We start from the raw sequence: 22844 nt of genomic DNA on the forward strand, positions 1-22844 counted from the left end.
GGTCGGCCACCGGCGTCGACATCCCATCGTCGTGGTCGGCAGCCCCGGCCGGAGCTGCTCGTGCTGCGCGCGGTCCGACCGTGGTCGTCGACCTGGCGACCGGTCCACGATACGGGCGGCGCGGCCACCCACCGGCCCGGACGCGCGGGCAGTCCGGTGATCGTCGAGCCGGTGACGAACCCGTCCCGTCCGGCGGTCCGGGCGGGCGGAACGTAGCGTCCTGAGGGTGAAGCTGCCCTTCCCCGGCCCGTCGGACGTGCTCAGCGCGGCAGGTGGACTGCGCGACGGGGTCACCGAGGCCCTGGCCCTGCTGCCCCGCGTGGTCCGCATCGTCGACGACTTCGAGCACCTGCTCGGGCGGGTGACCACGCTGATCGACCGGGCCGAGCGGATCGCCGACCGCGCAGAACTGGCGGTCACCGGGATCGATGCGACCCGCCTGCTGGCCGACGAGGCGATGGCCGGGATCGCGGTCACCCAGGCCCGCGCCGACGCAGCGGTGGCCCGGATCAGCGCCACCAATGACGCCGCCGACGCAGCCGTGGCCCGCATCAGCGCCACCAATGACGCCGCCGACGCAGCCGTGGCCCGCATCAGCGCCACCAACGACGCCGCCGACGCAGCCGTCACGCGCATCACCACCACCAACGACGCCGCCGACGCAGCCGTCACCCGCATCAGCGCCACCAACGACGCCGCCGACGCAGCCGTCACCCGCATCAGCGCCACCAACGACGCCGCCGACGCAGCCGTCACCCGCATCAGCGCCACCAACGACGCCGCCGACGCAGCCGTCACCCGCATCAGCGCCACCAACGACGCCGCCGACGCAGCCGTCACGCGCATCACCACCACCAACGACGCCGCCGACGCAGCCGTCACCCGCATCAGCGCCACCAACGACGCCGCCGACGCAGCCGTCACCCGCATCAGCGCCACCAACGACGCCGCCGACGCAGCCGTCACCCGCATCAGCGCCACCAACGACGCCGCCGACGCAGCCGTCACGCGCATCACCACCACCAACGACGCCGCCGACGCAGCCGTGGCCCGGATCGGCGGCACGACCGACGCCGCCAACGGCTCGCTCGACCGGGCAGAGGCGATGCTCCGCGCCGTCCAGCCACTGCTGGACGACTACCGCCCCGCCCTCACCACGCTCGCCCCGGCGTTCACCCGGTTCGCGGCCCACCTGGACGACGACGAGGTGGCGGCGTTGATCACCCTCATCGACCGGCTGCCGACCCTGGTCGTGCACCTGGACGAGGACGTGCTGCCGGTGCTGGCCACCCTGGAGGACGTGGCACCGGACGTGCACACCCTGGTCGACACCGTCCAGGACATGCGGCAGATCGTGAAGGGCTTCCCCGGCTCCCGGCTGTTCCGCCGCCGCGGCGCTGAGGAGATCGCCGAGGAGGAGGCGGAGGCGGCCGACGGCGCGCACTGACCCGCCGCCCACCGGGTCCGGAGACGCCACCGGCGCCGCCCCGGGAGGGACGGCGCCGGTGAGCAGCCTCGCCACGACCGAGCACGGCCGGGCCGGTCAGGTCTCGGTGGGGTACCCCAGTGCGCGGACCACGTCGCCGATCCGCTCGTAGACCTCCCCCTCGGGCAGCCGGGACAGCTCGTCGGCGACGACGTCCGGCGCGCGGTGGTCGCGTGCGGCCTCGACCAGCTCGGGCCCGGTGCTGGGGAAGTCTGCCCGGTCCAGCCAGCGGGCCAGCTCGGCGCGTGCGGTGACTGCGTCCGCCGTCATGCCGACCGGCACCCCGCCGGTGAGGCTGCCGGCCGGATCGGCGTCGACGTCGGGCTGGCCCTCGCCGACCGGCTCCACCTCGCGCCACTCCTCGGACCGCGTGGCCCGTTCGGCCTTCATCATCCCCTGGGTCTCGTGCTCGAGCTCCTCGTCGAGCCGGGGGTTGTGCTTGGTGCTGCGGCTCCCGATGAAGCCGGCGTCGCTCTCGCTCACGTTCTCCTCCTCCGTGCCACCGCTCGCAGCGGGGTCAGTCCTCGTGCAGCGCACTGCCCTTGTGCACCGCGGTGCCGCCGCTCTTGTCGCTCTTCACCTCGTACTGGGGCTCGTCCTCCCTCGCGCGAACGGTCCGGCCGGCCGCCTCGGTGTCCTCGGTGATCGTGCGCTGGACGGTGCCCTCGGCCTCGCCTCCGTGGCTCTTCCAGCTCACGTGGTCGCCCTCGGCGAACTCATCGGCCATCTCGCGTGCCCTCCTCGGCGGTCGGTAGGCCAGTGCCTGCCCGGGGGGCGGCACTGCCACACATCCGGCTCGGACGGCGAACGGCCCGGTGCGGGTTCACCGCATCGGACTCACTCGATCGGGGGGACTCCGCCGGGAGCGTGGTGCTGCGACCGGAGTCGTCACGTAGCGTGCTGATCCGACGGGGCCCACGGAGCGTCTCCCCCGGTCAGCGCAGTCAGTTGATCACGCTGCGTGACCGCCCCGTCCTCGATCGCCGGCCCGGCCGGCCCCATTCCCCCGGGGCTGGTCGGGTCGGCCTCGTTAGGCTCGCTCCTCGTGAACCCGCCCGAGGATGCCGCTGTCCGCCCGGTCGACGTCCTCACCGTGACCGCCGTCCGGGACGTGACCCCCGCCGTCCGCCGGGTCACCCTCACCGCCGCCGCCGAGGTGGTCGCCGCCGCCGGACCGACGCTGTCCCTGCTCGTCCCCCGTGTCGACGACCCCGCCCCGCGCTGGCCGCAGGTCGCCCGCGACGGCCGGATCGTCTGGCCGCAGGGCAGCCACGGGGTGGCGCTGCGCAGCTACACCGCCCGCCGCCAGGACCCCGACGCCGGCGAGCTGGACATCGACTTCGTGCTGCACGGGGACGGGCCGGCCGCGAGCTGGGCCGCTGCCGCGGCTCCCGGCGCCGTGCTGGCGGTGGCCAGCGCCGCGCCGCTGGGCGCCGCGCCGGCCGGATGGCTGCTGCTGGCCGGTGACGAGACGGCGATCCCGGCGATCAGCCGCATCCTGGCGACAGCGGGGCCGCAGACCCGGGGTCTGGCGCTGCTGGAGGTGGCCGGGCCGGAGGAGGAGCAGGACCTGTCGGGGCCCCCTGGGGTCGAGCTGCGCTGGCTGCACCGCGCGGACGCCGCACCGGGCAGCAGCCTGCTGGCCGACGCGGTGGCGGCGCTCCCCCGCCCGGACGGCGAGGACCTGTTCGCCTGGGTCGGCGCCGAGTCGGCCACCGTCCGCGTCGTCCGGGCCGACCTGCGGGGCCGCTGGGGCCTGCGCCGGCACCAGCACCACGCGATCGGCTACTGGCGACAGGGCCGGGCGATGTCCCCCGCCGGCTGAGCCGGGACCCGCCCGTGTCCGCACACCCAGCTTCCTCACAGGTAGCGTCCAGGCCGGCCGCAGCCGGGGCACGGAGCCTGACGGGATGACGACGACGGCTGCACAGGGTCCTCCGGGAGGGGTCGTGTCCACCAGTTCCGGTCAGCAGGCACCCGGCTCCCCCACGCCCGAGGCCCGCCTGCTCGTGGTCGACGACGAGCCGAACATCCGCGAGCTGCTCTCGGCCAGCCTCAGGTTCGCCGGGTTCGAGGTCGCCACCGCGCCCGACGGGCAGCAGGCGCTGGCGGCCGTCGACGAGTTCCGCCCCGACCTGCTGGTGCTCGACGTGATGATGCCGGGCCTGGACGGCTTCGGCGTCGTCCGCCGGCTGCGGCAGAACGGCACGCACACCCCGGTGCTCTTCCTCACCGCCCGGGACGCCGGCGAGGACAAGGTCACCGGCCTCACCCTCGGCGGCGACGACTACGTGACGAAGCCGTTCAGCCTGGACGAGGTGCTGGCCCGCATCCGTGCGGTGCTGCGGCGCAGCCAGGCCGTGCAGCAGGCCAGCGAGTCGCCCAAGCTCACCTTCGCCGACATCGAGCTGGACGAGGAGTCGCACGAGGTCCTCAAGGCCGGGAAGCTGGTCAGCCTCTCCCCCACGGAGTTCAAGCTGCTCCGCTACCTGATGACCAACTCCGGCCGGGTGCTGTCCAAGGCGCAGATCCTCGACCACGTGTGGAACTACGACTTCAACGGCGAGGCCAACGTCGTGGAGTCCTACATCTCCTACCTGCGCCGCAAGATCGACACGACCGAACCGCGGTTGCTGCACACCCTCCGCGGCGTCGGCTACTCGCTGCGACTGCCGCGCGGAACGTGACCACTGCCGCCCCCGCGCCGCCCACCACGCCGGCGCCACCGGGCCCCATCGGCCCGGGCCAGATGAGCCGGCGACCGTCCCACCCCGGGCAGCGCATCCCGTTGCGGGTGACCCTGGTGGCCCTGCTGGTCGCCCTCGTCGCCGTGGCCCTCACCGCCACCGGTGTCGCGGCCACCTCGTTCCTCCGCGACTACCTGCTGCAGCAGCAGGACACCCAGCTCACCGCCGCCCGCGACCAGCTGGCCCAGCAGCCGGTCGCGCTCAGCGAGGCCTGCGGGCGCCAGGAGCTGCGGCTCCCCAGCAACCTGTACGTCGCATGCCTCGAGGTCGCGCCCGAGGACGCCGACCTCCTCGTCTACCAGGGCCCCAGGGACGACGACGCCCTCCCCGACGTCGGCGACCTGGACGCGGCGTCCGTCGGCCTGGACGGGACCAAGGCGTTCTCCGTGCGCTCGGAAGACCGGCACACGACCTGGCGGATGGCCGCGATCCGGGTTCCCGGCACCCCGGTGAGCGACGAGTTCGTGCTCCTCGTGGCGCTCGACCTCTCCGACGACGAGGCGGCCCTGGGCCGGCTGGTGCGGATCGAGCTGGTGGTCGGCCTGCTGGTCCTGGTGGTGCTCGGCGTGGCCGGCTACCTGCTGGTCCGCAGCAGCCTGCGTCCGCTGCAGGAGGTCGAGCACACCGCGCAGGCGATCGCCGCCGGCGACCTGTCCCGCCGCGTTCCGGTCGGGGACGAGCGCACGGAGGTCGGCCGGCTGTCCACCGCGCTCAACGGCATGCTCGGCCGGATCGAGAGCTCCTTCCGCGCCCAGCAGGCCTCCGAGGAGCAGGCGGTCGCCTCCGAGGCGCGGATGCGCCGCTTCGTCGCCGACGCCAGCCACGAGCTGCGCACCCCGCTGACCTCGATCCGCGGGTTCGCCGAGCTGCACCGGCAGGGTGCGGTCCGCGGCCCGGAGGACACCGGCCGGATCATGCAGCGGATCGAGGCGGAGGCGACCCGGATGGGCCTGCTGGTCGAGGACCTGCTGCAGCTGGCCCGGCTGGACCAGCAGCGGCCGCTGACGCTGGGCCCGGTGGACCTGGCCGAGCTGGCCGGGGACGCCGTCCACGACGCCCGGGCCGTGCAGCCCGACCGGCCGCTGGGCCTGCAGCTGGACCCCTCGCTGACCGACGCGCCGGTGGTGCGCGGGGACGAGGCGCGGCTGCGGCAGGTGATCGGGAACCTGGTCACCAACGCGCTCACGCACACGCCGGTCGACGCCCGGGTGACCGTGCGGCTGTCCGAGGACCCGGCCGAGCCGGGCACGGTGGTGCTCGCGGTCAGCGACGAGGGGCCCGGCCTGGCCCCGGCGGACGCCGAGCGGGTGTTCGAGCGGTTCTACCGGGTCGACGCCTCGCGCACCCGCGCCGCCGGCGGCACCGGCCTCGGCCTGTCGATCGTGGCCTCCCTCGTGGCGGCGCACGGTGGCCGGGTCGAGCTCCTCACCGCCCCGGGGGAGGGCGCGACCTTCGCCGTCCACCTGCCCCGGTCGGGCCCGGCCACGGTCGAGCCGGGACCCGCCTGAGTCGACCGGGCCGCCCGGCTGGTCTGATCCACCGGTGACCACGGAGACGACGGCGGACCAGGCGGAGCTGCTGGCGGCCGTCACCGAGCTCGGCAGCGCCCTGCGGGAGCTGGTCGGCACCTCGGTGACGACGACGGTGGACCCCGGCGAGCTGCGGGCCGCGGCCGCCACGGCCCGCGAGCTCAGTGCCCGGCTGGCGGCCTCCCGCCGCCGCCGCGACCAGCTGCCGGTGCTCGACGACCCGGTGCGGTTCCGCCGGGTGTTCAACCCGGTCACCGGGGTCGGCAGCGCGCTGGCCCCGCCGCTGGACATCCGGCGGGAGGGCGGCGGCGTGGTGGCCGAGGCGGTGCTGGGCCTGCCCTACGAGGGCCCGCCCAGCTACGTGCACGGGGGCATGAGCGCGCTGCTGATGGACCAGCTGCTGGGCTCGGCGGCGATCGTCGCCGGGCTGTGGGGCATGACGGCCCGGCTCGAGCTGGACTACCGCCGTCCGGTGCCGCTGGAGACCCGGCTGCTGCTGCGCGCCGCGGTCACCGAGACGGTCGGCCGCAAGGTGGTGGTCACCGGCACGATCGCGCTGGCCGACGCCCCGGAGCAGCCGCTCGTGGAGGCGCGCGGCGTCTTCGTCACCCCGCGGCCGGAGCGCTCGGCGGAGTACTTCGGCTCGATCACCGACGCCGACGGGCGCCCCTCCCCGCCCGGGCGGCCCAGCGACGCGACCGCGGTGACCGAGGCCTGAGACCCACCGGGCGACGGGGGCAGGGGCGCCATGCCGGACACTGGTGCCCGGGAATCCCCACCACACCGATGGGGTTGCCCCACTGAACTGCGTCACCGCCCGGTGACGCCTGCCGCCGTCCCCGGGAGCCCGACAGCGTGACGACCCCCGATCACCGGCTCAGCCAGCTCCAGACGCTGGAGGCCGAGTCCGTCCACGTGCTGCGCGAGGTGGCCGCCGAGTCCGAGCGCCCGGTGCTGCTCTTCTCCGGCGGCAAGGACTCCATCGTGATGCTGGAGCTGGCCCGCAAGGCGTTCGCACCGGCCCGCATCCCCTTCCCGGTGATGCACGTGGACACCGGGCTGAACTTCCCCGAGGTGCTGGAGTTCCGGGACAAGCGGGTCGCCGAGCTGGGCGTGGAGCTGGTGGTCGCCTCGGTGCCCGACGCGATCGCCGCCGGCACGGTGCGGGAGGAGCCCAACGGCTCGCGCAACCGGATCCAGACGCCGGTGCTGCTGGACGCGGTCGAGCAGCACGGCTTCACCGCCCTGTTCGGCGGGGCCCGCCGGGACGAGGACAAGGCCCGGGCCAAGGAGCGGGTGTTCTCCTTCCGCGACGAGTTCGGCCAGTGGGACCCGAAGAACCAGCGCCCGGAGCTGTGGGACCTCTACAACGGCCGCACCCACCTCGGTGAGTCGATCCGGGTGTTCCCGCTGTCGAACTGGACCGAGCTGGACATCTGGGGCTACATCGCCCAGGAGGAGATCGCGATCCCCCAGCTCTACCTGGCGCAGGAGCGGGACGTCGTCGACCGGCAGGGGATGCTCTACGCGGTCAACCAGTTCATCACCCCGCGGGACGGCGAGCCGGTGCTGCGCGAGAGCGTCCGGTACCGCACCGTCGGCGACGCGAACCTGACCGCCGCCGTCCGCTCGACGGCGACCACCGTCGCGGAGGTCATCGCCGAGATCGCCGTCACCCGGCTGACCGAGCGCGGCGCCACCCGCGGTGACGACAAGGTCAGCGACGCCGCCATGGAGGACCGGAAGAAGGAGGGCTACTTCTGATGAGCGCGCTCTCCCAGGCAGCCGCCGAGATCGCCACCGCTCGCAAGGACATCCTGCGGATCGCCACCGCCGGCTCGGTCGACGACGGCAAGAGCACCCTGATCGGCCGGCTGCTCTACGACAGCAAGGCCGTCTTCGAGGACCAGTACGCGGCGATCGAGCGGGCCAGCCGCGGCGACTACGTCGACCTGGCGCTGCTCACCGACGGCCTGCGGGCCGAGCGCGAGCAGGGCATCACCATCGACGTCGCGTACCGGTACTTCACCACCCCGCGGCGCACGTTCATCCTCGCCGACACCCCCGGGCACGTGCAGTACACCCGGAACATGGTCACCGGCGCCTCCACCGCGGACCTCGCGATCGTGCTGGTCGACGCCCGCAAGGGGATGGTCGAGCAGAGCCGGCGGCACGCCTTCCTCGCCTCCCTGCTGCGGGTGCCGCACCTGGTCGTGGCGGTCAACAAGATGGACCTGGTCGACTGGTCGGAGGAGGTCTTCGAGGGCATCCGCGACGAGTTCGCGGCGTTCGCCACCAAGCTCGAGGTGCCCGACCTGACCGTCGTCCCGATCTCGGCGCTCCAGGGCGACAACGTGGTGACCCGCTCGGCGAACATGCCCTGGTACGAGGGGACGTCGCTGCTGCACCACCTGGAGCACGTGCACGTGGCCAGCGACCGGAACCTGGTCGACGCCCGGTTCCCGGTGCAGTACGTGATCCGGCCGCAGGTCCTGGGCCCCGACAGCGCTGCGTTCCACGACTACCGCGGCTACGCCGGCCGGGTGGCTGCCGGGGTGCTGCGTCCTGGCGACGAGGTCCAGGTGCTGCCCAGCGGGCTGACCACCACGATCGCCGCCATCGACGGCCCGAACGGCCCGCTGGACGCCGCCTTCCCGCCGATGTCGGTGACGGTGCGGCTGGCCGACGACCTGGACGTCTCGCGCGGGGACATGATCTGCCGGCCGCACAACGCCCCGCACGTCACGCAGGACCTCGACGCCATGGTCAGCTGGATGGCCGACGCGCCGCTGGTGCCGCGGATGCGGCTGGCGGTCAAGCACACCACCCGCACGGTGCGCGCGATGGTCAAGGACGTGCAGTACCGGCTGGACGTGAACAGCCTGCACCGCGACACCGACGCGACCGGCCTGGGGCTCAACGACATCGGGCGGGTCCGGTTCCGCACCACCCAGCCGCTGTTCGTCGACGACTACCACCGCAACCGGGTCACCGGCCGGTTCATCCTGATCGACGAGTCCACCAACGCCACCGTCGGCGCCGGGATGCTCACCCCCGCAGGCTGACCCGGCCGGGTCCCACCCCCGGGCGCACGCGACGCCGTCCGCGAGGACGGCGTCGCGGTACCGCCCGCGTCAGGCCTGCGGGTCCGTGGCCGCGCTGGGCGCGGGGGTCTCGGCGGCCTCGCCGTTCCAGTCCTTGCCGGCCTCGTCGGCGTTCTCCGAGGCACTGTCGGTCTGACCGGCGACGGCCTGGACCATCTCCTCGTCCGACAGCCCCTCGCCGGCGGCCTCGGTGTGGCTGGTCGGCTCACTCATGCGATGACTCCTTCGTCTGGCGATCGCGGTCTCCCCGACCGTCCCCGCCGCCGGTGCGACGCAAACCCGCCGCGGTCAGCCCTCGTCCGGCTCCCCGACGCCGGTGGGCGACAGCTCGAACCACACCCGCTTGCCACCGCGGTGCTCCTCGGCGCCCCACCGGTCGGCGATGGCGGCTACCAGCCGCATCCCCCGGCCGCGCTCCGCGGTGTGCGACAGCTCACGCACCACCGGCATCACCGCGGAGCCGTCCAGCACACCGATCCGCAGCCAGGCCCCGGCGAGCGAGAGCTCGAGGGTGAGCACGTCGACGCCCGCATGGTCGACGACGTTGGCCACCAGCTCGGTGACCAGCAGCTCGGCGTCCTCGCGGTCCTGCGGGGCGTGCCAGGTGCGCAACACGTCCCGCACGAGCCGGCGGGCCAAGGGGACGCTGCTGGCGATCGGGGGCAGGTCGACGCTCGCGGTGAAGGTGGCCATGGGTCCCGTCTCAGCTGTCCTCGGCCCAGTTGGGCACAACCGGATGTTCGCCCAACCATGACACCCGTGAGAGTGACGTGCAACCCCTGTTGCATGCAACACCTACTGCATGCAATGCCTGTTCAGTCCGGTAGTGTGCAACTCAGACAGCGGTGCCAGCCCACCGCACGAGCACTCGGAGGTCCCCGTGAGCGCCACCGACGTCCCGGTCGAGGACGAGGCGACCCGCGCGCTCTGCACGCTGATGGAGGAGCTGGACACGTGCACCGCCCAGCTGGAGCAGGCCCGCGAGCGGGCCGAGGTCCTGCTGCGGAACCGGCGAGCCGGCCAGTCGTGGGCCGAGATCGTCGCCGGCGAGGAGCGGCCGCTCATCGTGGAACAGCTCAGCAGCGTGCTGTCCACCCTGTCCACCGCCGGGGCCGACTGGCGCCGGGAACAGGCCGCCGCCCTCCAGGCCGAGCACGTGAGCATCAACCGGATCGCCGCGATGTTCGGCGTCACCCGGCAGCGGGTCTCCGCGCTCCTCAAGGAGTCGGGCAGCCCCGAGACCGACTGAAGCTCGCAGGCTCGCGGCGGGTCCTGCAGCGGTGCGGTCAGGCGCTGATGGCGTCGATGGCCTTGTAGACCCGCTGCTCGGAGACCGGCCGCGGCGTGCCGACGTGCTGGGCGAAGAGCCCGACCCGCAGCTCCTCGATCATCCAGCGCACCCGGGCCACCGGGTCGTCCGGCGCACCCGACGGCGGGACGGCGGCCCGCAACCGCTCGTACTCGGCGGTCACCGCGGCCACCTGCGCCGTCCAGAGCTGGTCGCGGGCGGCGTTGGCCGGCAGCTTCTCCAGCCGGTAGGCCATCGCGGTCAGGTAGCGCACCAGGTCCGGCAGCCGACGGCGCCCGGCGGTCGCGACGAACCCGCGGTGCAGCAGCCCGCCCATCTGCCGGCGCAGGTCGGCGATGGCGGCGTCGGGCACCCGCCGTCCGGGCGCGGCGCCGATCGCGACGGCCACCTCGCGGGCCTGGGTGAGCACCGCCTCCACCCGCCGGACGGCGTCGGTGGTCAGCGGCTGCAACTGCTCCCGCGCCGTCCCGACCAGGGCGGTGAACGCCGCCTCCGTGCGCGGCGGGCCCCCGGCGGCGGCGATCAGCTCGTCGGCCGCGGCGTCGACGCAGTCGGCGACCAGGTCGGGGATCTCGCCGTCCGGGTTGAACTGCAGCGCCAGCCGGGTGCGCGGTGAGATGCCCTTGACCACCTGCTTGACCGGCGACCCGGCGACCAGCACCAGCAGCCGGCGCGCGCCGCGCCAGCTCAGCCTCGTGGCCTCCGCCTGGGTGGGCACCACCCGGACACCGACCGTCTCGCCCTCGTCGACCAGTGCGGGGAACGCGGTGACCACGTGCCCGCCGCGCTGCACCTCGACGGTGGCGGGCAGGTCGCCGAAGGTCCAGGTCGTCTGGCCGGTGCGCTCGTAGGTCGACGCCGCCCGGGCCAGGCTCGCCCGCGCCTGCGGGGCCACCTGGGCGCGCAGCGCCGACAGGTCCTTGCCCTGGGCCAGCGGGCGCTGCTGGTCGTCGAGCACCCGGAAGGTGGCGCGCAGGTGGGCGGGCACCTCGGCCGGCTGCCAGGCATCGGGCGGGATGACCACGGAGGTCGCCCGGCGCAGCTCGCGCTCCAGTGCCGGCAGCAGCGGCTCGGCCGGGTCGATGTGCGGCAGCACCTCGCGCACCCGGTCCGGGATCGGCACCAGCCCGCGGCGCAGCTGCTTGGGCAGCGAGCGCAGCAGCTCGGTGACCAGCTCGGCCCGCTGCCCGGGCACGGTGAACGACAGGGACTCCCCCGACGTGCTGGCGAGGGTGTCCAGCACGCCCAGCGGGACGTCGACGGTGACGCCGTCCTCGGCCGCCCCAGGGGCGAACGCGTAGGACAGCGGCAGGGTCAGCCCCTGGGTCAGCCGCACCTCGTCCGGGTAGTCCTCGGCCTGCACCTGCCCGGCCGCGGCCGCGTTGGTGAGCATCTCCGGGGTGAAGGTGAGCAGGTCCGGAGAAGTGCGCCGGGCCTCCTTCCACCAGCGGTCGAAGTGCCGGGTGGAGACGACGTCGGCGGGCACCCGGGCGTCGTACAGCTCGAACACCGTCTCGTCGTCCACCCGGATGTCGCGGCGCCGGGCCCGCTCCTCCAGCTCCGCGACCCGCTCGATCGCCGCCTGGTTCTCCGCCCAGAACCGGTGGTGCGTCGTCCACTCGCCCTGCACCAGGGCGTGCCGGATGAACAGCTCCCGGGAGACCACCGGGTCGATCGAGCCGTACTGCACCCGGCGGCCGACCACGAGCGGGAGGCCGTAGAGGGTGACCCGCTCGGTGGCGACGACCGAGCCGCGCTTGGCGTCCCACCGGGGCTCGCTGTACTGCCGCTTCACCAGGTGGTCGGCCAACCGCTCGACCACCTCCGGGTCGACCCGGGCCACCATGCGGGCGAACAGCCGGCTGGTCTCGACCAGCTCCGCGGCGACCACCCAGCGCGGCGGCTTCTTCGCCAGCGGGGTGCCCGGGGCGATCACGAACCGGGTGTTGCGGGTGCCCAGGTACTCCCGGCTCCCGCGCTTGGGGCCGTTGTCGCGACTTTGGCCCTTCGCGGGCTCGGCCTGCATGCCGACCTGGGAGAGCAGGCCGGCCAGCAGGGCGGCGGTGACGCCGCGCTCGTCGGGGGCCGGGGCCAGCGTGCCGGTGGTCATGCCCAGCCGGCGGGCCGTGCTGCGCAGCTGGCCGTGCAGGTCCTGCCACTCGCGGATGCGCAGGTGGTGCAGGAACTCGCGCTTCACGGTGCGCCGGAACTGGTTGCCCGACAGCTCGTCCTGCTGCTCGGCCAGGTACCGCCACAGGTTCAGCAGCGCCAGGAAGTCGGAGTTCTCGTCGGCGAACCGCTTGTGCAGCTCGTCGGCGGCCTGCTGGTGCTCGGCCGGGCGCTCCCGCACGTCCTGCACGGTGAGGCCGGCGGCGATGACCAGCACCTCCTCCAGCACCCCGCGCCGGTCGGCCTCCACGACCATCCGGGCGATCCGGGGGTCCAGCGGCAGGGCGGCCAGCGCGCGGCCGGTCTCGGTGAGCTTCCCCTCACCGTCGAGGGCGGCGAGCTCCTCGAGCAGCGCGAGGCCGTCGGCGACCGCGCGGCGGTCCGGCGGGTCGATGAACGGGAAGTCGGCGACGTCGCCCAGGTCGAGCGAGGCCATCTGCAGCAGCACCGACGCGAGGTTGGTGCGCAGGATCTCCGGGTCGGTGAACTCCGGCCGGGCGTCGAAGTCGGCTTGCGTGTACAGCCGGATCGCGATGCCCTCGCTGGTACGCCCGCACCGGCCCGACCGCTGCCGAGCCGAGGCCTGGCTGATCGGCTCGATCGGCAGCCGCTGCACCTTGGTGCGATGGCTGTACCGGGAGATGCGCGCGGTGCCCGGGTCGACGACGTACTTGATGCCGGGCACCGTCAGTGACGTCTCGGCGACGTTGGTGGCCAGCACGATCCGGCGGCCGGTGTGCGGCTGGAAGACCTTGTGCTGGTCGGCGGCGGACAGCCGCGAGTAGAGGGGCAGCACCTCGGTGTGCGGGAACCCCCGCTCGCCCAGCGCGTCGGCGGTGTCCCGGATCTCGCGCTCGCCGGCCAGGAAGACCAGGACGTCGCCCGGCCCCTCGGCCACCAGCTCGGCGCAGGCGTCGACGATCGCGCTCACCTGGTCGCGGTCGGGGTCGGCCTCCGGGTCCTCGGGGTCGACGACCGGGCGGTAGCGGACCTCGACCGGGTAGGTGCGGCCGCTGACCTCGACCACCGGCACGCTCGCGCCGTCGGTGGAGAAGTGCTTGGCGATCCGGTCGACGTCGATGGTCGCCGAGGTGATGACCAGCGTGAGGTCGGGGCGGCGGGGCAGCAGCCGGGCCAGGTAGCCCAGCAGGAAGTCGATGTTGAGGCTCCGCTCGTGCGCCTCGTCGATGATGATCGTGTCGTACTGGCGCAGCATCCGGTCGCGCTGCACCTCGGCGAGCAGGACGCCGTCGGTCATCAGCTTGACCAGCGTCCGGTCGCCGACCTCGTCGGTGAACCGGACCTTCCAGCCGACGACGTCGCCCAGCGGGGTGCCGATCTCCTCGGCGATCCGCTCGGCCACCGTGCGGGCGGCGATCCGCCGCGGCTGGGTGTGCCCGATCCGCCCACGCACGCCGCGTCCCAGCTCCAGCAGGATCTTCGGCAGCTGGGTGGTCTTGCCCGAGCCGGTCTCCCCGGCCACCACCACGACCTGGGACTCCCGCAGCGCGGCGGCGATGTCGTCCCGGCGCTGACTGACCGGCAGCTCCTCCGGATATCTCACCACCGGGACGGCGGCGCGCCGGGCGGCGATGCGCTGCTCGGCGGCGGCGACGTCCTCGGCGATCCGTTCGCGCTGGCGGGCGCGGGCCGCCGGGTCCTTGGTGCGACGGGTGCCGTCGAGCCGGCGGCCGAGCCGGTGCTCATCGGCCAGGGTGAGTGCGGACAGCCGGGACCGCAGGTCGTCGTGCGGGGTGGTCACGGGGTGCTCGCAGTTCCTTCCGGGGGGATGCCTCCCAGGGTCTCACCCCGGACGGCGACGTCGCGCGGATCACCATCCGTGCGGGCTACAACTGGTTGCGTGCATCGCGCAACGGCTTGTACCGTGCAACTGTTCCTCCGGCGCAGTGTGGCGCCCGCCGTCCCACGTCCGGAGTCCTGATGACCGATCTCGCCGCACCGGCCGCCGGTGCCGCGCTGGGCGACGAGCTCTCCCGGCTCATGCGCGCCATGCACGCGTTGAAGGCACAGGGTCAGGGCACCGAGGCCCGCGAGCGCGCCGCCCACGTGCTGCTCTTCCCGCTCACCCGGTCCGGCCCGCTCCGCCAGGGCGCGCTGGCCGAGCTGGTGCACGCCGACCCCTCCACGGTCAGCCGGCACGTCACGTTGCTGGTCGACCGCGGGCTGGTGCGCCGGGTCGCCGACGAGCAGGACGGCCGCGCCAGCAAGCTGGTCGTCACCCCGGCCGGCGAGCAGGCCCTCGAGGCACTGCGCGAGGAACGCAACGGGCACCTGGCGACCGTGACCGCCGACTGGTCACCCGCGGAGCTGGCCGCCTTCACCGCGCAGCTGCACCGCTTCGTGCAGGACCTCACCGCTCACCTCGGTGCCGCCGCCGGCGGCACCGCGAACGACTCCGAGAAGGACCGATGACCCAGACCAGCGACCGCGCGACGGGTTCCGACCGCCGGAACACCCGGGCCGCCGCGGCAGCGCCCGACGCCTCCGGGGTGTTCAGCCACCGCCAGATCATGACGATCCTGGGCGGCCTCCTGCTCGGCATGTTCCTCGCCGCGCTGGACCAGACCGTGGTCTCCACGGCCATCCGCACGATCGCCGACGACCTGAACGGCTACGACCTGCAGGCGTGGGCGACCACCGCGTTCCTGATCACCTCGACGATCACCACGCCGCTGTACGGCAAGTTGAGCGACATGTACGGCCGCCGGCCGTTCTACCTGTTCGCCATCGCCGTCTTCGTCATCGGCTCGGCGCTGTGCGGCCTGGCCGACACGATGTACCAGCTGGCCGTCTACCGGGCGGTCCAGGGCATCGGCGCCGGTGGTCTGATGTCCCTGGCCCTGGCGATCATCGCCGACATCGTCCCGCCGCGGGAGCGCTCGAAGTACCAGGGCTACTTCATGGCCGTCTTCGGCACCTCCAGCGTGCTGGGCCCGGTCATCGGCGGGTTCCTCGCCGGCCAGTCCGCCATCCTCGGCATCACCGGCTGGCGCTGGATCTTCTACGTCAACGTGCCGCTGGGCGTCCTCGCGTTCCTCGTCGTCTTCAAGGTGCTGCACCTGCCGCACACCAAGCGCGAGCACCGGATCGACTTCCCCGGCGCCCTGGCCCTGATCACCTTCCTGGTGCCGCTGCTGATCGTCGCCGAGCAGGGCCGCACCTGGGGCTGGAGCAGCACCGGCGCGCTGGTCTGCTACGCCCTGTCCGCAGTCGGGTTCGTGCTCTTCGTGCTCGCCGAGCGGGTGTACAAGGACGACGCCCTGCTGCCGCTCCGGATGTTCGCCAACCGCACCTTCGCGGTGAGCAGCCTCAGCAGCATCGTGCTGGGTGCCGGCATGTTCGGCGGCATCCTGCTGCTGCCCCAGTACCTGCAGATCGTGCACGGCTCCAGCCCCACGGTCGCCGGGCTGCAGATGATCCCGCTGGTGCTGGGCATCATGACCGGCTCGGTCATCGCCGGTCAGGTGATCGCCCGGACCAGCAAGTACAAGCTGTTCCCGCTGGTCGGCGTGGTCTTCATCGTCACCGCGCTGGTGTCGCTGTCGTTCATCGTCGGCGCGGACACCTCGATCTGGGCGATGTTCCCCTTCATGCTGCTGATGGGGCTGGGCCTGGGGTTCAACTTCCAGCCGGTGATCCTCGCCGTGCAGAACGCGGTCAGCCCGCGGGAGATCGGTGTCGCCACCTCCTCGGTGACCTTCTTCCGCCAGATGGGCGGCACCCTGGGGACGGCGGTCTTCCTCTCCGTGCTGTTCACCCGGCTGCCCACCGACATCGGCAGCAGGGTCTCCGACGCCGCCGCCGCCGACCCGCAGCTGGCGCCGCAGCTGCAGGCGGCCGCCGGCAACGCGACCGACCTGTCGGACACCTCGTTCATCCAGGAGCTGCCCAGCGCCGTGGCCCTGCCGTTCAAGGCCGGCTTCGCCGACTCGATCGACCTGGTCTTCCTGATCGCCGCGGGCGTGGTGGCCGTGGGCTTCTTCGTCCTGCTGTTCCTGCCCCAGCTGGCACTGCGGACCCAGTCCGGGATCCAGGCCCAGCAGGCCGGTGAGGGCGGGCCCGTCGACCCCGCCGCCGACGCGCCGGCTGCCGCCGCCGCCCACGCTGCCGGTGCCGCGGCGCCGACCTCGGTGGAGCCCCCGGTGGACGACGTCTCCCGGACCGCCGAGCAGGCCGACGGCGCCGTCCCGGCGGGGGGCCGGCACGAGGCGGCCGGTCCCGAGGACCGGTCGGAGGGCGGCCGGCACGAGGCGACCACCGCGGACCAGCCGACCGGGCTGGCCAGCGTGCCCGCCGAGCACCTGCCGGACGACGTCCGCAAGGGCTGACCCACACACGACGGCGGCCCCTCTCCCTCCCCGGGAGGGGGCCGCCGTCGTCCGCCGTCATCGCCGGCCGCAGCGGATCAGGGCTGGAAGACCGCCCGCACGCAGCCGTCGGTCTTGTCCTTGAACATCTGGTAGCCCCGGGGCGCCTCGCTCAGCGGCAGCACGTGGGTGGCCAGGTGCTCGGTCACCAGCTCGTCGCGGGCCATCCGCTCCAGCAGCTCGGGGATGTAGCGCTGGGCGTGGACCTGCGCCCCCCGGAAGGTGAGCCCCTTGTTCATCAGCGCGCCCATCGGGAACTTGTCCACCATCGCGGCGAAGACGCCCAGGCTGAACACCGAGCCGCCCTTGCGACAGGCCAGGATCGCCTCGCGCAGCGCGGTGGGGCGGTCGGTCTGCAGCCGCAGCTGCTGCTTGACCTGGTCGTAGGCGCCCGCCACACCGGTGCCGTGCGCCTCCATGCCGACGGCCTCGATGCAGACGTCCGGCCCGCGGCCGCCGGTGCGCTCGCGCAGCTCGGCCAGCACGTCGGTGGTCGTGTAGTCGACGGCCTCGGCGCCCACGTGCTCGCGCACCTGCTGCAGCCGCTCCGGGACGCGGTCCAGCACGACCACCTGCTCCGCACCCAGCAGCATCGCCGCGCGGGCGGCCATCTGCCCGACGCCACCGGCGCCCCACACCGCGACGACGTCCCCGGGCTTCGTGCCGGCGAGGTCGGCGCCCATCCAGCCGGTCGAGGCGGCGTCGGAGGCGAACAGCGCGCGGGTGTCGGAGACGCCCTCGGGGACGACGAAGGTGCCGACGTCGGCGTAGGGCACCCGCATGTACTCCGCGTGGCTGCCGGCGTAGCCGCCCATCGCGTGGGAGTAGCCGAAGCAGCCACCCGGGCTCTGCCCCCACAGCCCCTCGGTGATGCCGGGGTTGGCGTTGCCGTTGTCACACAGGGAGTACTGCTCCTGCTCGCAGTACCAGCAGTTGCCGCAGGCGGCGAACGGCGCGACGACGACCCGGTCGCCGACCTTGCGGTCGCGCACCGCGGGCCCTGCCTCGACGACCTCGCCGATGAACTCGTGGCCCAGCACGTCACCGGCGCGCATGAACGGGATGTAGCCGCCCAGCAGGTGCAGGTCCGAGCCGCAGGTGACCGACTGGGTGATCTTCAGGATCACGTCGTGGTCGTTGAGCAGCTGCGGCTCGGGGACCTCTTCGACGGAGACCTCGTTCACGCCGGTCCAGGTCGCGGCCTTCACAGCACGCCCTCCTTCGGTGCCTGCGCGATGACGCCGTCCAGGACCTTGCCCTGCGGCGTCTGCTTGCGGTGGCCGTGCGGCTGCGGCTCGTTGCGCAGCACCTCGCCCACCTCGACCAGCTGCTTGGCCTCACGCAGGGCCGAGCGCAGCTCGCCGATCTCCTCCTCGGTGACCGGGCCGCGGAACCGGGCGGCCAGCTCGGCGCCGCGGTCGCCGGGGGCCTGGCTCACCCGCACCTCCAGCCGGTCGCCGAACGCCGCCAGCGGGGCCGGCGTCGCCGTCCGCAGCTGGTCGGGGTCGGTGAGCACGGTGACCGCGCGCCATCGGCGAGCGGACGTGCGCGGGTCATCGGTCACCGACGCCTGTCCGACGCCGGGGATCCGGACGTGCTGCAGCTGCTTGAGGGCGGTGCCGCCGGCCTCGCTGGCCAGCCCGGCGGCGCGGGCGACGATCTTCGGTAGGGGCATGGGGCTCCTCCTACCCGACGTCAGCGGGAGGCCAACCCGCGGAGTGCGATGCGCTGCACGCGAGCGGGCCTCAGCTGGTCACCGCGCACGACCGGGCACCGCGCGGTGGCGCCTAACCTGGCGGGGTGGGCACCCGCCGCCCGCGCCGACACCGCCGTCGTCCCAGGAGTCCATCGTGCGCTCGTCGCTCGTCCTGTCCCCCCGCGACCTCGAGTTCCTGCTGCACGAGTGGCTCCAGGTCGAGACGCTGACCAAGCGCGAGCGGTACGCCGAGCACTCCCGGGAGACCTTCGACGCGGTGCTGGAGCTGGCCGCCGACATCGCCACCGAGCACTTCGCCCCGCACAACCACGCGGCCGACGAGAACGAGCCACACGTCGTGGACGGCAAGGTGGTGCTGATCCCGGAGGTGGCGGCCGCGCTGCGCGTCTTCGCCGAGGCCGGGATGACCGCCGCGGCGCTGCCCGAGGAGCTCGGTGGCCTACAGCTGCCCGCCGTGGTGAACCAGGCGGTGCACGCGTGGTTCCAGGCGGCCAACATCGGCACCTCGGCCTATCCGTTCCTGACCATGGCGAACGCGAACCTGCTGGTCGCGCACGGCACGCCCGAGCAGGTGCAGACCTACGTGCCGCCGATGGCCGAGGGCCGCTGGTTCGGCACGATGGCGCTCTCGGAGCCGCAGGCGGGCTCCTCGCTGGCCGACATCACCACCCGCGCGGAGCCACAGGACGACGGCAGCTACCGGCTGACCGGCAACAAGATGTGGATCTCGGCCGGCGACCACGAGCTGACCGAGAACATCGTCCACCTGGTGCTGGCCAAGGTGCCCGGGGGCCCGGCCGGGGTGAAGGGCATCTCGCTGTTCATCGTGCCCAAGTTCCTGGTGCGGGACGACGGCAGCCTCGGCGAGCGCAACGACGTCGTCCTGGCCGGGCTGAACCACAAGATGGGCTACCGCGGGACGACGAACACCCTGCTGAACTTCGGCGAGGGCGTGCACACCCCCGGCGGGCGGCCCGGTGCGGTCGGCTTCCTCGTCGGCGAGCTGCACCGCGGCCTGACCTACATGTTCCACATGATGAACGAGGCGCGGATCGGCGTCGGGATGGGCGCGACGGCGCTGGGCTACACCGGCTACCTGCACGCCCTGGACTACGCCCGCACCCGCACCCAGGGCCGTCCACTGGCCGGCAAGGACCCCGCTGCACCGCCGGTGCCGATCATCGAGCACCCCGACGTGCGCCGGATGCTGCTGGCCGGCAAGTCCTACGTGGAGGGCGGGCTGGCGCTGGGGCTCTACTGCGCCCGGCTGGTCGACGAGGAGCGGACGGCGGAGACCGAGGAGGAGCGCACCCGAGCGCACCTGCTGCTGGAGGTGCTCACCCCGATCGCGAAGAGCTGGCCCTCGCAGTGGTGCCTGGCCGCCGACGACCTGGCGATCCAGGTGCACGGCGGCTACGGCTACACCCGCGACTACCCGGTCGAGCAGTTCTACCGGGACAACCGGCTCAACCCGATCCACGAGGGCACCCACGGGGTGCAGGCCCTGGACCTGCTGGGCCGCAAGGTCGTGATGCGCGGCGGGGCCGGGCTGGCACTGCTCGGCGAGGCGATCGCCGCCACGACGCAGCGGGCCGCGGGCACGGAGTGGGCCGACCTCGGTGAGCAGCTGGACGGGCTGGTGCAGCAGCTGGGCGCGGTCACCGCGACCCTGTGGGGCCAGGGCGACCCGCAGGTGGCGCTGGCCAACGCCAGCGTCTACCTGGAGGCCGCCGGCCACGTGGTGGTCGGCTGGCTGTGGCTGGAGCAGGCGCTGGCCACCGAGGGCCGGGAGGGCGACTTCTACACCGGCAAGCGGCAGGCGGCCCGGTACTTCCAGCGCTGGGAGCTGCCGAAGGTGGGGCCGCAGCTGGCGCTGCTCGCCTCGCTGGACACCACGGTGCTGGGGATGCGCAGCGACTGGTTCTGAGCGGCCCGCCGCCGTCGGGGCGTCCGGCAGGCTCCCGGACGCGCCGATGGCGGCCCTCCCGGAGGAGGGCCGCCATCGGTGGTGAGGTCTGGCGCGGGCTGGTTCAGGCCGCGGTGGCCGCCTGCCGCGAGGTGGGCTCCGGGGCTGCGTGCCGGGGGCGGGGAGCAGACGCTGCCCGCTTCTCCGCCTCGTACCGCGCCGTGGACTGCGTGCCCATCGCGATCACCAGTGCCGTCAGCACCAGGAAACCGATCAGGCTCACCGCCGGCCACATCACCATCTGTCACTCCACGTTCTCTCGGGCCCGCCGGAACGCTCCCGGCGACTCACGTCCGGCACTCCACTGCCCGGCCGCACACGTCCCGAACCCTCGTGGACCCGCTCAACAGGTCACGATCGTGTGACTCTCCTCGCACCCAGTGACGGCGACACGCCGCGTTCTCGGTGATCCCGGTGCTCACGGCCGCCCGAGACCTGTCAGGACCGGAATTCGCTGCGACCAGGCGTGCGACCGGCACTCCCGGGGCACCCATCGGTCCGACCAGCCCGCGTACGACCCCCGGAGGCCCCGATGGCCGGAGCAAGCTCACGCCCCCCACACGAGGGTCGCCACACCTCGACCGACGACCGCGCTCCGGCAGCCGGCCGCGACGGGGGTGACATCGCCCCAGGCGACGACAACATCACCCACGAGCGGGCCGACTTCGCCCCCACCGGCGCCGACCCGAAGCCGACCACCGGCGGGACGTTCAAGCGCACGCTCAAGGAGTTCAGCGAGGACGGCCTGACCGACTGGGCCGCCTCGCTCACCTACTACGGCGTGCTGGCGCTCTTCCCCGCGCTCACCGCGCTGGCCTCGGTCGTCGGCCTGCTCACCGACCCGGAGGAGCTCACCACTGCACTCACTGAGGTCGTCCCCGAGCAGGCAGCCAACACGCTCAACCCGGTGATCCAGCAGGTCGCGGGCAGCTCGGGTGCGGCCGGGTTCGGTCTGATCCTGGGTCTGGCCGGTGCCGTCTGGTCGGCCTCGGGCTACGTCGGCGCCTTCACCCGGGCGGCCAACGTGGTCTACGAGGTGCGCGAGGGCCGCAAGATCTGGAAGCTCAAGCCGCTCCAGCTGCTGGTCACCCTGATCGGCATCCTGTTCGCCGCCCTCATCCTGGCGATGCTGGTGCTCAGCGGCCCGGTCGTCGACGCCATCGGCCAGACCCTGGGGCTGGGCGACACCGTGCTGACCATCTGGACCTGGGCCAAGTGGCCGGTCATCCTGGTGCTCCTGGCCCTGATGATCGCGGTCCTCTACTACGCCACCCCCAACGCCAAGCTGCGCGGGTTCAAGTGGGTCAGCCCCGGCGCCGGCGTGGCCATCCTGGTGGCGGTCGTCGCCTCCGCGCTCTTCGCCTTCTATGTGGCGAACTTCAGCAGCTACAACGCCACCTACGGGGCGCTGGCCGGTGTCGTGATCTTCCTGATCTGGTTCTGGCTGATCAACCTGGCCCTGCTGTTCGGCATCGAGCTCGACGCCGAGATGGAGCGGACCAAGGAGCTGAAGGCCGGCGTGCCGCGCGCGGACAAGGAGATCCAGCTCGACGCCCGCGCCGAGCCGAAGCGTCAGCAGACCACCTGATCCACCCCGCACACCCGACGACGGCCCCCGGTCCAGCTGGACCGGGGGCCGTCGTGTGTCGTCAGTCGGTCGGCCGGCGCATCGACCACATCTGCGCGGGGCGCTCGAACTGAGTGGCGATCTCCCAGCTGACGCCGGGCGGCCCGGTCTCCTTGCGGAAGTTGCCGACCGCCAGCCGGGCGAGCGCGGGGTCGCGGGCCACCCGGGCGGCCAGCTCAAGGGCGCGGCCCTCGACGGCGTCGTCGTCGTGGGTCTCCCAGGCCAGACCGAGCCGCACCGCGGTCTCCCCGTCGACCTCCTCGCCGAACAGCGCCATCGCCGCCGCCGCCTCCCGGCCCACGAGCCGGGACAGCAGCACGAAGTGCCCACCGCCGGGGTGGATGCCGCGCTTGAGGAACCCGCAGATCAGCCGGGCGTCCCGGGCCACGATCCGCAGGTCCGCGGCGAGCAGCATGTTCATCCCCGCGCCCACCGCCGAGCCGCGGACGGCGGCGATGGTGGGCACCCGCACCTGGCCCAGCCGGTAGAAGGAGTCGTAGATGGCGCCCATGCCGGCGTAGGCGTCGGGTGCGGCCGGGTCCTTGCCGGCGTCGGTGAGGGTCTGCACGTCCCCGCCCGCGCAGAACGACTTCCCGACCGCGCGCACCACCAGGGCACCCACGTCGTCGCGGGCGTCGACCTCGTCGAAGGTGGCGATCAGCTCGGTGGCCATCGCGGGGGTGAGCGCGTTGCGCCGCTGCGGGGCGTTCAGGGTGACGACGGCGACGCCGCCGTCGACCTCGAGCTGGACCTCACCGGAGGTGCTGTCGGACATGCCGCTCCCTGGTGTCGGGGCCGGCGA

Annotated in this window: 21 protein-coding genes; 12 read left to right on the forward strand and 9 right to left on the reverse strand. The window is 73.4% G+C overall.

The features are described from left to right. Window positions 1-226 precede the first annotated feature (226 nt). Window positions 227-1447: a hypothetical protein gene (locus HLA93_RS10905; RefSeq protein WP_222194420.1), complete on the forward strand. Its 1221-nt coding sequence runs from the start codon at window positions 227-229 to the stop codon at window positions 1445-1447. A gap of 96 nt (window positions 1448-1543) precedes the next feature. On the opposite strand, the gene HLA93_RS21800 is transcribed toward HLA93_RS10905, so the two are convergent. Both HLA93_RS21800 and HLA93_RS10915 read right to left on the reverse strand, forming a co-directional pair. Beyond that, complete coding sequence (locus HLA93_RS21800; RefSeq protein ID WP_222194421.1) at window positions 1544-1969, reverse strand: DUF2795 domain-containing protein; 426 nt, start codon at window positions 1967-1969, stop codon at window positions 1544-1546. A gap of 34 nt (window positions 1970-2003) precedes the next feature. After that, entirely contained in the window at window positions 2004-2213 is a 210-nt protein-coding gene (locus tag HLA93_RS10915; protein WP_222194422.1) for a DUF2945 domain-containing protein, read from the reverse strand. A gap of 318 nt (window positions 2214-2531) precedes the next feature. Here HLA93_RS10915 and HLA93_RS10920 point away from each other — a divergent pair, with 318 nt between their 5' ends. The 6 genes from HLA93_RS10920 (at window position 2532) to HLA93_RS10945 (ending at window position 8827) form a co-directional block, all read left to right on the forward strand. Further along, complete coding sequence (locus HLA93_RS10920; protein WP_222194423.1) at window positions 2532-3311, forward strand: siderophore-interacting protein; 780 nt, start codon at window positions 2532-2534, stop codon at window positions 3309-3311. A 124-nt stretch (window positions 3312-3435) separates the two neighbouring features. Beyond that, window positions 3436-4173 carry a response regulator transcription factor gene (locus HLA93_RS10925; RefSeq protein WP_308128060.1) on the forward strand — a complete coding sequence of 246 codons (738 nt, stop codon included), beginning with the start codon at window positions 3436-3438 and terminating at the stop codon, window positions 4171-4173. Further along, the gene (locus tag HLA93_RS10930; RefSeq protein ID WP_308128061.1) at window positions 4170-5741 is read left to right on the forward strand and encodes a sensor histidine kinase; all 1572 of its coding nucleotides are present in this window, start codon (window positions 4170-4172) and stop codon (window positions 5739-5741) included. Before HLA93_RS10925 ends, HLA93_RS10930 begins: the two co-directional genes overlap by 4 nt. A gap of 34 nt (window positions 5742-5775) precedes the next feature. Beyond that, entirely contained in the window at window positions 5776-6480 is a 705-nt protein-coding gene (locus HLA93_RS10935) for a PaaI family thioesterase (RefSeq protein ID WP_222194425.1), read from the forward strand. Between the two features lie 137 nt (window positions 6481-6617). Next, window positions 6618-7526, forward strand: a complete 909-nt coding sequence (gene cysD, locus HLA93_RS10940; protein ID WP_222194426.1) for a sulfate adenylyltransferase subunit CysD — start codon at window positions 6618-6620, stop codon at window positions 7524-7526. Beyond that, window positions 7526-8827: a sulfate adenylyltransferase subunit 1 gene (locus HLA93_RS10945; protein ID WP_222194427.1), complete on the forward strand. Its 1302-nt coding sequence runs from the start codon at window positions 7526-7528 to the stop codon at window positions 8825-8827. The genes cysD and HLA93_RS10945 overlap by 1 nt, the downstream gene beginning before the upstream one ends. A 69-nt stretch (window positions 8828-8896) precedes the next feature. Here the strand turns inward: HLA93_RS10945 and HLA93_RS10950 are convergent, their stop codons facing one another. Together HLA93_RS10950 and HLA93_RS10955 are read right to left on the reverse strand one after the other, a co-directional pair. Next, window positions 8897-9079: a hypothetical protein gene (locus tag HLA93_RS10950; protein ID WP_222194428.1), complete on the reverse strand. Its 183-nt coding sequence runs from the start codon at window positions 9077-9079 to the stop codon at window positions 8897-8899. Between the two features lie 75 nt (window positions 9080-9154). After that, the gene (locus tag HLA93_RS10955) at window positions 9155-9559 is read right to left on the reverse strand and encodes an ATP-binding protein (RefSeq protein WP_222194429.1); all 405 of its coding nucleotides are present in this window, start codon (window positions 9557-9559) and stop codon (window positions 9155-9157) included. 187 nt (window positions 9560-9746) lie between these two features. Here HLA93_RS10955 and HLA93_RS10960 point away from each other — a divergent pair, with 187 nt between their 5' ends. Then, window positions 9747-10115, forward strand: coding sequence for a hypothetical protein (locus HLA93_RS10960; protein WP_308128062.1), 369 nt, complete (start codon window positions 9747-9749; stop codon window positions 10113-10115). Window positions 10116-10152: 37 nt separating this feature from the next. Here the strand turns inward: HLA93_RS10960 and hrpA are convergent, their stop codons facing one another. Continuing rightward, window positions 10153-14106 carry an ATP-dependent RNA helicase HrpA gene (hrpA, locus tag HLA93_RS10965; RefSeq protein WP_222194430.1) on the reverse strand — a complete coding sequence of 1318 codons (3954 nt, stop codon included), beginning with the start codon at window positions 14104-14106 and terminating at the stop codon, window positions 10153-10155. Between the two features lie 179 nt (window positions 14107-14285). On the opposite strand from hrpA, the gene HLA93_RS10970 reads away from it, so the two are divergent. Further along, window positions 14286-14777 carry a MarR family winged helix-turn-helix transcriptional regulator gene (locus tag HLA93_RS10970; protein ID WP_222194431.1) on the forward strand — a complete coding sequence of 164 codons (492 nt, stop codon included), beginning with the start codon at window positions 14286-14288 and terminating at the stop codon, window positions 14775-14777. Further along, window positions 14774-16693 (forward strand): MDR family MFS transporter, encoded by a 1920-nt coding sequence (locus HLA93_RS10975; protein ID WP_222194432.1) that lies wholly within the window; start codon window positions 14774-14776, stop codon window positions 16691-16693. Before HLA93_RS10970 ends, HLA93_RS10975 begins: the two co-directional genes overlap by 4 nt. Before the next feature lie 77 nt (window positions 16694-16770). On the opposite strand, the gene HLA93_RS10980 is transcribed toward HLA93_RS10975, so the two are convergent. Continuing rightward, window positions 16771-17940, reverse strand: coding sequence for a zinc-dependent alcohol dehydrogenase (locus HLA93_RS10980; protein ID WP_222194433.1), 1170 nt, complete (start codon window positions 17938-17940; stop codon window positions 16771-16773). After that, complete coding sequence (locus HLA93_RS10985) at window positions 17937-18407, reverse strand: hypothetical protein (RefSeq protein ID WP_222194434.1); 471 nt, start codon at window positions 18405-18407, stop codon at window positions 17937-17939. Before HLA93_RS10985 ends, HLA93_RS10980 begins: the two co-directional genes overlap by 4 nt. 175 nt (window positions 18408-18582) lie before the next feature. Here HLA93_RS10985 and HLA93_RS10990 point away from each other — a divergent pair, with 175 nt between their 5' ends. After that, a complete protein-coding gene (locus HLA93_RS10990; RefSeq protein WP_308128063.1) occupies window positions 18583-20376 on the forward strand; it encodes an acyl-CoA dehydrogenase in 1794 nt (597 codons plus the stop codon). Window positions 20377-20479: 103 nt separating this feature from the next. Here HLA93_RS10990 and HLA93_RS10995 read toward each other — a convergent pair whose 3' ends face one another. Continuing rightward, on the reverse strand, window positions 20480-20638 hold the full coding sequence (locus tag HLA93_RS10995) for a hypothetical protein (protein ID WP_222194837.1): 159 nt from the start codon (window positions 20636-20638) through the stop codon (window positions 20480-20482). A 309-nt stretch (window positions 20639-20947) separates the two neighbouring features. Between HLA93_RS10995 and HLA93_RS11000 the strand changes: the two genes are divergently transcribed. Then, a complete protein-coding gene (locus HLA93_RS11000) occupies window positions 20948-22003 on the forward strand; it encodes a YihY/virulence factor BrkB family protein (RefSeq protein ID WP_222194435.1) in 1056 nt (351 codons plus the stop codon). Window positions 22004-22064: 61 nt separating this feature from the next. Here the strand turns inward: HLA93_RS11000 and HLA93_RS11005 are convergent, their stop codons facing one another. Next, the gene (locus HLA93_RS11005) at window positions 22065-22817 is read right to left on the reverse strand and encodes an enoyl-CoA hydratase/isomerase family protein (protein WP_222194436.1); all 753 of its coding nucleotides are present in this window, start codon (window positions 22815-22817) and stop codon (window positions 22065-22067) included. Between the last annotated feature and the right edge of the window lie 27 nt (window positions 22818-22844).

It is taken from the genome of Modestobacter italicus (assembly GCF_019799965.1).
In the GTDB taxonomy this organism is placed as follows: Bacteria; Actinomycetota; Actinomycetes; order Mycobacteriales; family Geodermatophilaceae; genus Modestobacter; species Modestobacter italicus_A.